This is a genomic window from Corynebacterium amycolatum SK46, assembly GCF_000173655.1.
GTDB lineage: Bacteria > Actinomycetota > Actinomycetes > Mycobacteriales > Mycobacteriaceae > Corynebacterium > Corynebacterium amycolatum_A.
The window spans coordinates 1-13,240 of record NZ_ABZU01000026.1 but is presented as its reverse complement, the minus strand read 5'-3'; the positions used below and the strand labels follow the sequence as shown (position 1 = coordinate 13,240).

Here is a 13,240-nt window from a genome sequence, read left to right as displayed (position 1 = left end):
GGGCTACTGCGTGCGTCTCTTTGAATTGTGAAGTTGTCGCGTGCTCGGTGGGCAGTTAGCGCTCTAGCAGCTGACTACCTGGCCTGCGTCCTACATTGATGTCGAGGAAGCATGTGCCAACGCAATAATCACCGGAATGACTGTCGCGAATAGGAAAGCTGCCAGGCACAGAGCCCAAATGATTGCCGGTTTCCACTTCTGCATGAAGCCCCAAAAGGCCGTGCCGAACATCAGGAAGCCGATCGCGACGCAGACGATGGTGAAAATCACCCACGTATCCACTTACTGTCCGCCTCCAGAGTTACCGGGGTCTCCGCCGCCTTCATTGCCACCGCCGAGACCACCGCCTCCCGGAATCGGGATGGGCAGTAGGTCAGCGATTCCGCCGCCACCGCCGCCGCCATCGCCACCCGGGACCGGAAGCGGCGCAGGCTGCTCCTCGGAAGACTCAGAGGTCGACTCCTCGGCCGACTCCTCTTCTGTGGTCTCCGGAGCAGAGCCCTGGTCATAGCCAGAGTCAGAGGTCGACGGCGCCTGGTACTGCGGCGCACCTGCGACACCACCGATTGGTTCCGGCTTGGTGAAGTACTCAAAGTCCTCGTTAGACAGTGCGTTATCCATGGTGTACTTCCACAGATCGCCCGGGGTTTGGGCACCGTACATGATGCCACCGTAGGCGTTGTAGAGCGCCGAACCATCGACGTTGCCAACCCACACTGCGGTCGACAGCTGCGGCGTCGAACCAATCATCCACGCATCCTTGTTCTGGCCGGTGTCACCCAACTGCGTAGTACCAGTCTTGGCGGCCGACGGGCGACCACCACTCAAGGGCTTGTTGCTGTAGCCGGCAACAGGCTCCATGGCCGATATCACATTGGTGGCTACTGCCTTGGAGACTCGACGGTCGCCCTTGTCAGCGTTGGACTCGTAAACAATCTCGCCCTTGGAGTTTTCGACCTTCTCTACGAAGTGAGTCTGCTGATAGACGCCATCGTTGGTCAGGGTAGCCAGACCAACGGCCATATCCAGCGGACGTGAGAGGTACTGCCCCAGGGTAATACCGTCCTGCGAGTGACCGTTGTCGTCCACCAGAGTCTTTTCAATACCCGGGATGGACTCAGCCACGCCCAGACGATGGGCCATCTTAGCGGTGTCATCCGGGCCATTCTTCAGGTCGCGCTGCAGGCGAATAAACGGGGTGTTCAGCGACTGCTTCAGGGACTCGTAAATCGGGAGGACACCACCGCCGGCACCACCGGCGTTGTACAGAGTGGCGTTGCCGGACTGGACAGGTGCCGAAGAGTACTGCGCGGTTAGCGGAATGCCCTGATCGAGCGCTGCTGCCAGCGCAAAAATCTTGAAAGTAGAGCCGGTCTGCAGACCGCTGTTTGCATAGTCCCAACCAGTCGGATCGTCGCCACCGTAGTAAGCGCGGACGGCACCGGTCTTCGGCTCCACCGAAACGATGGCGGCACGCAAACCCGTTGACTGGTCGACGTAGGTTTCCATCGCATCCAGGGCAGCCTGCTGCACCGTCGGGTCAATGGTCGTCGTAATGCGAAGGCCGCCAGTGTTGACCTCCTGCTCGGAGATACCTTCGCGTTCCAACTCAGCCAGCACCTGATTCTTAATCATGGCAGCCGGGCCGGGCTCCGGAGCCTGCTTCGGCGCCAACGCCGGATCGATAGTCTCCGGGTACTGCATTCCCGCGCGGTCCTGCGGCGAGACGATGTTCATTTCCACCAGGCCATCGAGGACGTAGTTCCAACGCTGCTCCGCCTCCGGACGGTTAGTCCACGGATCCAGTGCGGATGGACGCTGAATCGAGGCTGCCAGCACGGCACCCTCTTCGGCATTCAGCTCACCGACTTCCTTACCGAAGTAGGCCTTCGACGCTGCCGCAATACCGTATGCGTTACGACCAAAGTAAATCGTATTGAGGTAGGCCTCAAGGATTTCGTCCTTAGTCCACTCCCGCGCCATCTTCGCCGACATGACCAGTTCCCTGGCCTTGCGGGTCAGCGTGCGCTCATTGCCCACCACAGCATTCTTGACGTACTGCTGCGTAATGGTCGAGCCGCCACCGGCACTGGAATTACCAGTCACGACTCCCAGAGCCGCACGGGCATAACCAGTCAGGGAGAAACCCGGGTTGGTATAGAAATCACGATCCTCAGCTGCCAGCACTGCATTGCGTACAGCATCCGGCACCTTGTCGATAGTGATGTTGCTTCGGTTACCGCCCTCGGGGACGATGCGCGTGATTTCCTTTTCACCAGTACGGTCATAGATCACCGCAATCTGGCTATTGGCCAACTCCTCTGGCTCCGGCACGTCCGTTGTCACATAAGCAACACCGAACACAACTACCGGCAACAGCACGACCAGCGCCACGGCTAGACCGAGCCACGCTAAAATTCGCCGCTTATTATCAGTCGGCTGTCCTTCTTGCGCCATCGAGCTTTCCTCTTCATGGTCATCTGGTTCATGGTCATCTGGGGCGTACTGCCCCTTCGCCGGGTCCGGCTCGCTTGCCGACGTCATCTCTGAATCGGTAGCCAGACCCTCGTCATTGCCACCGACCGAAACAGCATCAATGCTGTCGCTGGAATCGTCGTCAAGCGATGCGTCATCGGAGCGTGCGTGCGTATTGAAGGAATCAGCATCCGGCTGATCCCACCACTCGCCTGATGAATTAGAACCCTGGCCCTCGTGAGGGCTGTTAGGACCGCCTGGGCTATCGGGTCGATCATTGCTCACGGGTGCTCTCCCTAGTTTTCTGACTCTTCTCGAGCTGCCTGAAGTGTCCGGGTCAGGAAACTCCACTTGCAGTCGGGGCACACCTCAACTTCTTTGACGGTGCACGAACCATATTCATTAACTATTGCGGATAATTCGTTTTCAGTACAAGCAGAGCCGGAACGACGGCCCAAGTTTTCTCCGAACACCCAGAATACGAGTCGGAGGTCGAATTTGCGACATACTGGGCACTCTTCCTGGGACTTTCTGCCATGAAAACGCGCGGCAGCGACCAGCCGAGCATCGGCATCACAGAGTGATTTCCGTGAAATCTCCCCTGCACGCCACTGCTCCAATAACTGCTTCTTGAGCAAGGAGTGATCAATCTCGCCCTGCCATGTCATCACGAAGACAGATTAGCAGGCACGTGCGGGCTGATTTCACCCCCGCTTTATCGGTACACACATGCCCCCTCACGGTTCGGGCATCGGCAAAAAACGCATAAAGGTATAACGTCACGCTCGTTACCTCAATGCGTGCACCCACTCACGGCCGCACCGCTGGCGCAAGGCTCTGGTGCGGGGTCCTGATGCGAGGTCCCGGTGTGAGTTCCCGGCGCGAGGTCAAAGCCTCCGAGCACATAGTTTCAAGGAGAATTACCAAATGAGTTCAATTCGCGTCGCTATCGTCGGCGTCGGCAACTGCGCCTCCTCCCTGGTGCAGGGTGTCAAGTTCTACCGCGATGCAAAGCCCGATGAGACCATTCCTGGCCTCATGCACGTCAAATTCGGCGACTACCACGTCTCTGATGTCGAGTTTGTCGCAGCTTTCGATGTTGACGACAAGAAGGTCGGCAAGGACCTCTCCGAGGCCATTGTTTCCTCCGAAAACTGCACCATCAAGATCGCCGATGTCCCGACTCTCGGCGTTGAGGTTCAGCGCGGCCCGACCCTGGACGGCGTTGGCAAGTACTACGCGGACACCATCGACGAATCCCCGGCTGAACCGGTCGACGTAGTTCAGGCGCTGAAGGATGCCAAGGTCGATGTCCTGGTCTCCTACCTGCCGGTCGGTTCCGAGCAGGCCGACAAGTTCTACGCACAGTGCGCCATTGACGCTGGTGTAGCCTTCGTTAACGCCCTGCCGGTCTTCATCGCTTCCGACCCGGAGTGGGCCAAGAAGTTCAAAGACGCAGGCGTTCCGATTGTCGGCGACGACATCAAGAGCCAGGTCGGCGCAACCATCACCCACCGCGTCATGGCCAAGCTATTTGAGGACCGCGGTGTTCGCCTCGAGCGCACCCTGCAGCTCAACGTCGGCGGCAACATGGACTTCAAGAACATGCTCGAGCGCGACCGTCTCGAGTCCAAGAAGATCTCCAAGACCCAAGCTGTCACCTCCAATCTCACCGGTCCGCTGGCCGGCAAGATCGATGACCGCAACGTCCACATCGGCCCGTCCGACTGGGTGGACTGGCTGGATGACCGCAAGTGGGCCTACGTCCGACTCGAGGGCAAGGCCTTCGGCGAGGTGCCGCTGAACCTTGAGTACAAACTCGAGGTCTGGGACTCCCCGAACTCCGCCGGCATCATCATCGATGCTGTTCGCGCTGCCAAGATCGCCAAGGATCGCGGCATCGGCGGCCCGGTCTACGCCGCTTCTTCCTACCTGATGAAGTCCCCGCCGAAGCAGCTTGCCGACGATGCTGCGCGAGCACAGCTCGAAGCATTCATCAAGGGCGAAGATTAAAAGATACAAGCACTCAAAAATACAAGCGAGCAGCTCCGAGAGCATGTTCCTTGAAAAGCGTCAGCCGGTTACCCATGCAGTAGCCGCTGGCGCTTTTGTGCTTCTCTACCCCCCCTATCCTCCCCGCGTCCTTCCACGCTCATCTCGCCCTACTCGCTGCTACGCCTACCTCGCCCCCGCCATGGAACCGTGCGCTGCAGTCGTCGTAAAGCAGACACCAATACATCCGCGAGGACTGATCTGCGAGATGTACCACAGACCCAAAGTGTTCGCGAGAGTAGCCGTATGACTACCTCCAACCCAACGTTCTAAGTACAGAAGAAGTGACACTTTAGGGGGTTTCTGCCAGCACCGAAAAAACCTTATACGCAGATAGGTTTAATGCTTTGTGCTGGAGATTTAGATGATTGACGGAAAATTCCTGGTAATTTCATTGCCGAAATCACCAGTTGTAGAAAAATAAGTAGCACCCCAAATAAATTTCGTATTGGCAACTAGCACTGTTCGCATATAACATCGTCGCTATGACATTATCTTCGGGCTCAATTGGCAATCCTGATGCCGTTACTCCTCTGTCGCTCGCGAAGCGCATTCGCCCTCTCCTGACTCGCGCTGAGTTGCTCTACAGCCGCCGCTCTTCGGAGTCCCAGCTCAGCCGCGCGCAGCTGTCCATCATGATGACCCTGGAGGCACTGGGCGCCTGCCGTATCAGCCAGTTGGCTGAGGCCGAGGCCATCCGCATGCCCACCGCCTCCAACGCCGTGCACCACTTGGAGGTCGCCGGCATGGTGGAGCGCGTCCGCGACAGCAAAGACCGCCGTGGCGTCCGCGTTGAACTGACCGACCGTGGCCGTGAAGAGCTGCACCGTGTTTCTGAAGAGCGCAATCAGCAGATGGCCGAGATGTTCAGCACGCTGACCCAGGAAGAGCTGGAATTTGGCGCTGGTCTTGAGACGATTCTGTCCAAGATTCTCGAAAACTACCCGGAGCACCCAAAGGCAAACCCAAGCGTCTAGCCTCTTTTCCAGCTAGCCCTGCCCTCTTTAAGCCCACAGGCAGGATACATAGCTTTTACACGTCCTCGGTGCCGTTTTAAATATGCCCGCCTATCCACGTAGGCTATTACCCAGAAGCACCACTTGGATATTTCTGAGTAATCACAGGAGGATTAGCGATGGCTTCCCGCCCGCTTCGTATCATGATTGCGTGGCGTCCAGGCGAGTACGGCACCGAAACGCTTGCTTACGCCGCTTGGTTAGCTCGCACCACGAAGGTGCAGATTCGCGTTGTCAGCGCACTGTCGCGTGGCTGGCCGCTGACCTCACTGGCTCGGTTGAGCACCAATGACTCCTGGGTTTCCCACGAAACCGAGTCTCTTGAAAAAATCATCAAGGATGAGCTAAAGCTCGCTGGCCTGCGCAAGGGCATGCTTGACGACGATGCCGTGCGGATCATCGAATCCTCCAGCGAATCCACAACTATCTGCAACGAAGCCGAAGAATTCGAAGCCGATGTGGTTCTGCTTGGCACCCGCCGAAGCAATACCAAGGACTGGGCCGCCAAGAACCGCAGTCGCTTTACCGCGGGATCGACCTCGGATGCGCTGCTGCATTACTCACCAATCCCGCTGGGATTGGCTATCCCCGGCGCGAAGCTTTCTAAGCACGGTGTGACCCGTGTCAGCATTTGCTACATTGACACCCCACAGTCCCACCATGCATTGAATAAGGCTGCTGACCTAGCATATCGCTGGGAAGTTCCCCTGCGTTTGGTCTCGTTTACGCCTCGTGGTGCGACCATGTACCCAACGGAGAACGGCTACGGCCCCTCCTCTGACCTGATGATTGAGTGGCGCGAGCAGGCTATGGGCCTGCTCGACCGCGGTATCGACCGCGCTCATACCCGTTACCCGGACCTTTCCATTGATGCGGAAGTGGCGTCCGGCAACGGTTGGGAAGAGGCTATTCAGTCCATCAAGTGGAAGAAGGGGGACTTGCTCGTTTTGGGTTCGTCTACTCTTGGCCCATTCGGGCGAATTTTCATCGGCTCGTCGACTAACCACATCGTTCGCCACAGCCCGGTGCCAATGCTGATTACCCCGGCCTAGTATGGCAGGCACATCAGACGGCATTTAGAGGCGAGGGGAGCGGATGGTGCATAATTCACCGGAGCGCAGTACACCAGAGCGCAATGAGGATGAAATCTTCGACGAGCTTGAGCGCAAGATGTATTCCGGCAAGCGTGCCTACATCTACACCGCGGGTGTAATTCTTACGACGCTGCTCGCGGGCCTCATTATTGGCATCGCCGGCGCCATTGTCGGTGGCCCCACCTGTGATGCGGGTAAGTCCAGCTTCCTCTGCTCCCGCACTTGGGAGATCCTTTTCCCCGTTGTCCCGGGCGTAATCTCCCTGGTCGGCTGCCTTTTGGGCTTCTGGCAGACCTACGTGGAGTGGAAGAACTTCCGCAACTGGCGCGCGTGGCTCGCTATGTGCTGGGTGCTCATGCCCTTCACTTTGATGTGGATGCTCTCCACATTCGGTGTCCTGATTCTGGGCGTTAAGTAGGGGTAAGAGGCGGCCAGCCTTGACGCCACCCTCTTGAGGTTTTTGCGAGAAAGCTTCAAGCGAGAAAGTGTCTGGGTTATGACAAATTTGCGCCGATTTTAGGCCTCAAACTGTCATAACCCAGACACTTTCTTGTACGCACTGACCTCCCTGGCTACTTCTTCACAACCAGGTTGACCATCTTGCCCAGAACGACAATGACCTTCACAATATTGCCACCGGCGTTCTCCACAGCTGCGATAACCTTTTCGTCGGCACGCGCGACGGCCTCGATGTCCTCGCGGGAAGCATCGGTAGCCACGTCAATGCGAGCGCGAACCTTACCGTTAATCTGAACTGGCAGCTCAATGGTGTCGTCGACCAGCCACTTCTCGTCAACTGTCGGCCACGGGCCGTGTGCCAGGGACTCGGTGTGGCCGAGACGGCTCCACAGTTCCTCCGCGATATGCGGCGCCACCGGGCCGAGCATGAGAGTCAGCGGCTCCACGGCAGCGCGCGGGGCACCGGCCGAACCGTAGGTCTTAGTCAGGTAGTTGACGTACTCAATGAGCTTTGCGACGGCCGTGTTATCACGCAGCTCTGCGTAATCAGAGGTAACCCCTTCCACGGTGCGGTTGAGCGCCTTGAGGTCGTCGTCGGAAAGCGCTGCTTCCGTAACAGCGAGCTCACCGGTGTTCTCCTGAACCACCAGGCGCCAAGCGCGCTGGAGGAAGCGCTGCGAGCCGACCAGATCCTTCGTCGCCCACGGGCGGGAAGTGTCCAGCGGACCCATGGCCATCTCGTAGACGCGCAGGGTGTCAGCGCCGTAGTTGTCGCAGACCTCATCAGGGGAAACGGCGTTCTTCAGGGACTTGCCCATCTTGCCGTACTCCTGGAAAACCTCCAGGTCGGAGCCGTCTTCGGCGCCGCCTGGGATGAGGAACTTACCATCGCGCTCAACTACCTGATCCGCCGGCTGGTAGACACCACGGGCATCGGTGTAGGCGTAGGCCTGGATGTAGCCCTGGTTGAACAGGCGGCGGTACGGCTCCTTGGAGGTCACGTAGCCGAGGTCGAAAAGGACCTTGTGCCAGAAGCGGGAGTAGAGCAGGTGCAGCACCGCGTGCTCGACGCCGCCGACGTAGAGGTCGACGCCGCCTGGGTCGTCCTTACCGTGCGTCTCCGGGCGCGGGCCGGTCCAGTAACGCTCGTTTTCCAGGTCGACGAACTCCTCAGCGTTGTTCGGGTCGATGTAGCGCAGCTGGTACCAGGAAGAACCTGCCCAGTTCGGCATGACGTTGGTGTCACGGCGGTACTTCTTCTTGCCGTCGCCGAGATCGAGCTCGACGTTGACCCAGTCAGTGGCCTTATCCAGTGGAGCCTTAGGCTCGGTGTCGGCATCGTCCGGGTCAAATGTGACCGGCTTGTAGTCCTCGACCTCCGGCAGCTCGACCGGAAGCATGGACTCGGGCAGTGCGTGGGCGTGACCGTCCTCGTCGTAGACGATGGGGAAGGGCTCGCCCCAGTAGCGCTGGCGGGCGAACAGCCAGTCGCGCAACTTGTACTGGATCTTCTCGTGGCCAGCACCTTCCTTCTCCAACCACTCAATGACGGTGGCGATGGCGGTGTCCTTGTCCAGGCCATTGATGTCCAGGCCGGAGTCATTGGCGGAGTTCACGCACGTACCGTTACCGACGTACGCCTCCTTTGCAATGTCACCGCCTGCAACAACCTCGCGGATTGGCAGACCGAAGGCAGTGGCGAACTCGTAGTCGCGCTCATCGTGAGCTGGGACAGCCATGATGGCACCGGTGCCGTAGCCAATCAGGACATAGTCGGAGATGAACACCGGCACCTGCTCGCCGCTGACCGGGTTGGTGGCGTAAGCGCCCAGGAAGACGCCGGTCTTCTCCTTGTTCTCCTGACGCTCCAAGTCGGACTTGGAAGCAATTGCGGCGCGGTAAGCGGCGACGGCCTCGGCTGGGGTTTCCTCGCCGAAGGTCCAGCGCTCATCCACGCCCTCGTAGGAACCACTGCCGGCTTCAACCAGCTGATCCACCAGCTCGTGCTCAGGAGCGAGCACCATGTAGGAAGCACCGAAGAGGGTGTCCGGACGAGTGGTGAAGACCCTGATCTTGGTGGAGACCTTCGGGCCGACCTCAGCTGCGAAGTCAACCTCGGCACCGCGAGAGCGACCAATCCAATTGCGCTGCATGGACTTGACCTTGTCCGGCCAGTCCAGCAGCTCCAGATCATCGACCAGGCGGTCGGCGTAAGCGGTGATGCGCATCATCCACTGGCCCAGCCGCTTGCGGAACACCGGGAAGTTACCGCGCTCCGAACGACCTTCGGCGGTCACTTCCTCATTGGACAGCACAGTGCCGAGACCCGGGCACCAGTTGACCATCGAATTCGACTGGTAGACCAAGCGGAACTCATCCACAGCTTCGCGCTGCTCGGTCTCGCTGAGCTCAGCGTAGACGCGACCGTCCTTGGTAGCCATCTCCCCGGACTCCAACAGCGGAATCAGCTCATCGATACGACGGGCCTTCTTCTGGTCCTCATCGAACCAGGCATTGTAAATCTGCAGGAAGATCCACTGCGTCCACTTGTAGTAGTCGCGGTCGGTGGTAGCGAACACACGGCGGCGGTCATGGCCCAGGCCAAGGCGGCCGAGCTGGCGTTCCATGTTGCCGATATTCGTTTCCGTCGTCACGCGCGGGTGCGTACCGGTCTGGATTGCGAACTGCTCCGCCGGCAGACCGAAGGCGTCGTAGCCCAGGGTGTGCAGCACGTTTGCGCCCTGCATGCGGTGGAAGCGCGCGAAGACGTCGGTGGCGATGTAACCCAGTGGGTGGCCTACGTGCAGACCGACACCTGACGGGTACGGGAACATGTCCTGAACAAAAAGCTTGTCCTTCGGCGGAGTCGAGCCGTCGGCAGCTGCCAAATCGCCCACCGGGTTCGGGGCGTAGAAGGTGCCGTTATCTTTCCAATACGCCTGCCACTTTCCCTCTAGCTGAGTCGCCAGCTCGGGGGAGTAGCGGTAGTCGGTGGCTTCTGCCGAGGACGAGGACTTTTCGCTGTTGGTCATGGTCTCACAGTCTAATAGGTGTGTTTGGCACGTGCCCAACCACCTATATAAATTGGAAGCATGATTGTCATCCCTGTAATTACCCTGGTTCTGGCTGTTTGCATAGCCGTTGTCGCTGGTTTGGCATGGTCGGCGAAGCTGCCGGGTAATAACTGGATCGGAATTCGTGCGCCCGAGGCTCGAAAGTCCCAGGAAAACTGGGATATTACGCACCGCGTTGCCGGTCCGCCGTGGGCTGTGTCCGCCGTCGCTTTCCTCGGTGCCGCCATGCTCGCCTTCCTCGCCATCCGCCCGGAGGCCTCTGGTTGGATGTGGCTGTGGTACGCCGTCGCTCTGCTTGCTGGTATCGCCATGCTCGGCGTTGGTGCGGCTATCGGCTCGCACACCATCGCGCTTTACGACGCCAAGGTCTCCGCCGAGTCCGGCTCCGGTTGTGGGTGCGGTGACGGTGACAGCGGCTGTGGCTGTGGCTCCGGCGCCACTGATGCCGCCGACACTGCGGCTGATGATGCCTGCTGCTCCGACAACCCAGCAACAGACTGCGGTGTCTCCGGTGGCTGCAGCTCCTGTGGCATGGAAGGACTGTGCACGGACAAGGGCTCATCCGCGAATGCCACTTTCAAGCCTGTGGACAAGGATGCGCTGCGCAAGGCAGCTGAGCAGAAGAAGTAAAAAATTATTGCAGAGAAAAGCTTCTGCAAAATAGTAAGACAGCATCTGGTTGCCCACTAAACTATTTGTCCATGTGGCAACGAATTGTGAATTGGCGTCCAGATCCCCTCATCGTCGGTATCGTTGCTGCAGCGATACTGGCGATTATTTTTCCCGCAAGCGGCACTACCGCTGAGGTATTCAGCTGGGCGACGAAGATTGCCATCGGCTTCCTGTTCTTCCTCTACGGTGCACGCCTGAGTCCCCAGGATGCATTGGCCGGTGTCAAACACTGGCGGCTGCACATAACCATTCTGGCTTTCACATTCGTGCTGTTCCCAATCCTCGGCCTACTGATGAAACCCCTGGATTGGATTCTCTCTCCTGGCCTCTACCTGGGCATCCTATACCTGACATTGGTTCCGTCAACGGTGCAGTCGAGCGTGAACTTCACCTCCATCGCCAAGGGCAATGTCGCCGGCGCAATCGTCAGTGCCTCGGCATCTAACCTGCTGGGTGTCGTCGTCACACCGGTGCTGGTGATGCTGTTGATGGCCACCGGTGGCGGCGTTCATGTGGATTCGTCGGTGTTCTTGGATATTTCGCTGCAGTTGCTGCTGCCATTCGCAATCGGCCAGCTCACTCGCCGTTGGACCCTGAAGTTTGCCGCCGCGAAGACGACCAAGAACGTTGACCGCCTATCTATCGCAATGGTCGTTTACGCAGCGTTCTCCGAGGGCATGGTGCAGGGCATCTGGTCGAAGGTGCCGGCCGGCGACATTGTCGTTCTCATTTTACTGTCGATTGTGCTGGTGGAATTCGTTTTGCGGTTGTCCGGATTCATCGCAAACAAGATGGGCTTCGACCGAAAGGACCGCATCGCCATTCAGTTCTGCGGTTCGAAAAAGTCCCTGGCCACCGGACTGCCGATGGCCGCCGTTATCTTCGGCGCCAATGCCAGCCTCTACATTTTGCCATTGATGATTTTCCACCAGATTCAGCTGATGATTTGCGCGGTCTATGCTGCTCGCTGGGGCAAGGAAGCAGAAGCCGAACCGGAGCGCCAGCCAGCTTAACGCGGTCGTGGACACATAGCCGGGACACGTAGCTGAGGGGCGAATCCGGCATGCCACATATACTGGGGCGCACAACATAAGGTTCGGTTTTAAACGAGCAAACGAAAGTGTGAGATTCAGCATGGCTAACGAGAATCCGGCTCCGTTCTCCCCGGAACAGCGCGCCGCAGAAGAGACCGCGATCAACGAGTTCTGGTCGTGGTGGAACTCTTTTGGCGCCGATGCGCTTGACTCAATGTTTAGTGTCCAGCTCGGTATCGATGGTGCCCCGAATGCCGCCGATGTGGAAATTATTGATGTCCAGAAGGAGGTCGGCGGCCGCATCGCCGCTATTAATGACCGCCTCATCTGGGGGTTTGAGGCTGGCGCTCCGTATTCTCGCCACCTTCTGACTGTTAGCGCTGCCGGCGATCCGGAGCTGCGTCCGGTCGCTCGCCGTTGGCTGGAGGCCGCGCCTGACGACGGCGCGGTGTGGTCTTTCACCGACCTCCGCCAGGCGGATCCGGCGATGAAGCTGTCGCTGGGGGATGTCGCGGCTACGTTGGTTGCACAGGGTGCTCTCGAGGCCGATGCTCCAGCCGAGGTCGATCCGGCAGACGCCCGCGTGGCTGTTAACAGTGGTCATGGGGCAGTGGACGTTCGCCTATTCCACCCGCTGTTCCCGGCAATTGCTCAGTTGGAGGACGGTGAGCGCTTGGTAGCTCAGCTCGGTTTCACGCTGCTGCAGCTGGCTCTGGGGGAGGAGGACTTCGGCCTATGGCTGCGCGGCTTTGCCTTCGCTGGCGAGGAGCCGGAAGGTGCTATCCCGCTACCAGAGCTGGGCGGTGTCGTCGAGCAGCTCGCGGAAGAGTGCCCGGAGTGGCTGACCATTGATGCCGAAGCCAACGGCCAGCCGCTCGTCGTCGCTACTCGCGCTCCGATTACGCAGCTGGTAAGCCCGACTATGACGCAGCATGTGCTAATTCAGCTCATGCTCGCTCACATTGACGACAAGGGCTTGCCGACGGACGAATCTAAGGAGTCCCTCTCCGAGTTCAATACCGCTGCCGCTGAAGCCATCGCTGAGGACAAGGGCATTTTTGTCGCAACTGAGCAGTCCGACGGCATGGCTCTGATGCACTTCTTTATTGACCCGGCATCTGATGCGGAGGCGGGTCTGCGAGCTGTTGCGGAGACGTGGACCGAGGGAGAGCACGTCGTCGATACCGGTTACGATCCAGCTTGGCAGCGCGTCGGTCACCTGCGCGTGTAGATTGGTTTTTTGTTATGAACGCTCGTCATCGTGACGGTTTCGTGAAACGACCTTAAATCGTTTGCGAAACTGCCTCCGATAGATAAACCCACCTCCTTCGGGCGGTGGGTTTTCTCGTTTTCGCCTCCTGGAC

At 58.9% G+C, this 13,240-nt stretch carries 11 protein-coding genes; 7 read left to right on the top strand and 4 right to left on the bottom strand.

Features of this window, described 5'->3' with window-relative positions; all coding sequences use genetic code 11:
- Positions 1 to 90 precede the first annotated feature (90 nt).
- From CORAM0001_RS10420 to CORAM0001_RS11300, 3 genes are read right to left on the bottom strand one after another with little or no spacing between them, the layout of a single operon-like run.
- Positions 91 to 282 (bottom strand): hypothetical protein, encoded by a 192-nt coding sequence (locus tag CORAM0001_RS10420; RefSeq protein WP_016421704.1) that lies wholly within the window; start codon positions 280 to 282, stop codon positions 91 to 93.
- Positions 283 to 2,760 (bottom strand): transglycosylase domain-containing protein, encoded by a 2,478-nt coding sequence (locus CORAM0001_RS10415; protein ID WP_005511928.1) that lies wholly within the window; start codon positions 2,758 to 2,760, stop codon positions 283 to 285.
- Between the two features lie 11 nt (positions 2,761 to 2,771).
- Positions 2,772 to 3,143, bottom strand: coding sequence for a DUF5318 family protein (locus CORAM0001_RS11300; RefSeq protein WP_224783765.1), 372 nt, complete (start codon positions 3,141 to 3,143; stop codon positions 2,772 to 2,774).
- A 259-nt stretch (positions 3,144 to 3,402) separates the two neighbouring features.
- On the opposite strand from CORAM0001_RS11300, the gene CORAM0001_RS10410 reads away from it, so the two are divergent.
- From CORAM0001_RS10410 to CORAM0001_RS10395, 4 genes are all read left to right on the top strand, one after another.
- On the top strand, positions 3,403 to 4,488 hold the full coding sequence (locus CORAM0001_RS10410) for an inositol-3-phosphate synthase (RefSeq protein WP_005511927.1): 1,086 nt from the start codon (positions 3,403 to 3,405) through the stop codon (positions 4,486 to 4,488).
- Positions 4,489 to 5,012: 524 nt separating this feature from the next.
- Positions 5,013 to 5,504 carry a MarR family winged helix-turn-helix transcriptional regulator gene (locus CORAM0001_RS10405; RefSeq protein ID WP_005511929.1) on the top strand — a complete coding sequence of 164 codons (492 nt, stop codon included), beginning with the start codon at positions 5,013 to 5,015 and terminating at the stop codon, positions 5,502 to 5,504.
- A gap of 158 nt (positions 5,505 to 5,662) precedes the next feature.
- Positions 5,663 to 6,595 (top strand): universal stress protein, encoded by a 933-nt coding sequence (locus CORAM0001_RS10400; protein ID WP_005511918.1) that lies wholly within the window; start codon positions 5,663 to 5,665, stop codon positions 6,593 to 6,595.
- 43 nt (positions 6,596 to 6,638) lie between these two features.
- A complete protein-coding gene (locus CORAM0001_RS10395; protein ID WP_005511923.1) occupies positions 6,639 to 7,055 on the top strand; it encodes a hypothetical protein in 417 nt (138 codons plus the stop codon).
- A gap of 154 nt (positions 7,056 to 7,209) precedes the next feature.
- On the opposite strand, the gene leuS is transcribed toward CORAM0001_RS10395, so the two are convergent.
- Positions 7,210 to 10,128: a leucine--tRNA ligase gene (gene leuS / locus CORAM0001_RS10390; protein WP_005511926.1), complete on the bottom strand. Its 2,919-nt coding sequence runs from the start codon at positions 10,126 to 10,128 to the stop codon at positions 7,210 to 7,212.
- A gap of 60 nt (positions 10,129 to 10,188) precedes the next feature.
- Between leuS and CORAM0001_RS10385 the strand changes: the two genes are divergently transcribed.
- From CORAM0001_RS10385 to CORAM0001_RS10375, 3 genes are all read left to right on the top strand, one after another.
- Positions 10,189 to 10,800, top strand: coding sequence for an SdpI family protein (locus CORAM0001_RS10385; RefSeq protein ID WP_005511915.1), 612 nt, complete (start codon positions 10,189 to 10,191; stop codon positions 10,798 to 10,800).
- A gap of 71 nt (positions 10,801 to 10,871) precedes the next feature.
- On the top strand, positions 10,872 to 11,855 hold the full coding sequence (locus CORAM0001_RS10380; protein ID WP_040361967.1) for a bile acid:sodium symporter family protein: 984 nt from the start codon (positions 10,872 to 10,874) through the stop codon (positions 11,853 to 11,855).
- 121 nt (positions 11,856 to 11,976) lie between these two features.
- On the top strand, positions 11,977 to 13,107 hold the full coding sequence (locus CORAM0001_RS10375; RefSeq protein WP_005511925.1) for a DUF695 domain-containing protein: 1,131 nt from the start codon (positions 11,977 to 11,979) through the stop codon (positions 13,105 to 13,107).
- Positions 13,108 to 13,240: the final 133 nt, after the last annotated feature.

Bases quoted from the DNA above. Each gene is read 5' to 3' on its own strand.
- CORAM0001_RS10380 (WP_040361967.1), top strand. From the start codon at position 10,872: ATGTGGCAACGAATTGTGAATTGGCGTCCAGATCCCCTCATCGTCGGT.
- CORAM0001_RS10395 (WP_005511923.1), top strand. From the start codon at position 6,639: ATGGTGCATAATTCACCGGAGCGCAGTACACCAGAGCGCAATGAGGAT.
- CORAM0001_RS10410 (WP_005511927.1), top strand. From the start codon at position 3,403: ATGAGTTCAATTCGCGTCGCTATCGTCGGCGTCGGCAACTGCGCCTCC.
- leuS (WP_005511926.1), bottom strand. From the start codon at position 10,128: ATGACCAACAGCGAAAAGTCCTCGTCCTCGGCAGAAGCCACCGACTAC.
- CORAM0001_RS10375 (WP_005511925.1), top strand. From the start codon at position 11,977: ATGGCTAACGAGAATCCGGCTCCGTTCTCCCCGGAACAGCGCGCCGCA.
- CORAM0001_RS10400 (WP_005511918.1), top strand. From the start codon at position 5,663: ATGGCTTCCCGCCCGCTTCGTATCATGATTGCGTGGCGTCCAGGCGAG.
- CORAM0001_RS11300 (WP_224783765.1), bottom strand. From the start codon at position 3,143: ATGACATGGCAGGGCGAGATTGATCACTCCTTGCTCAAGAAGCAGTTA.
- CORAM0001_RS10385 (WP_005511915.1), top strand. From the start codon at position 10,189: ATGATTGTCATCCCTGTAATTACCCTGGTTCTGGCTGTTTGCATAGCC.
- CORAM0001_RS10405 (WP_005511929.1), top strand. From the start codon at position 5,013: ATGACATTATCTTCGGGCTCAATTGGCAATCCTGATGCCGTTACTCCT.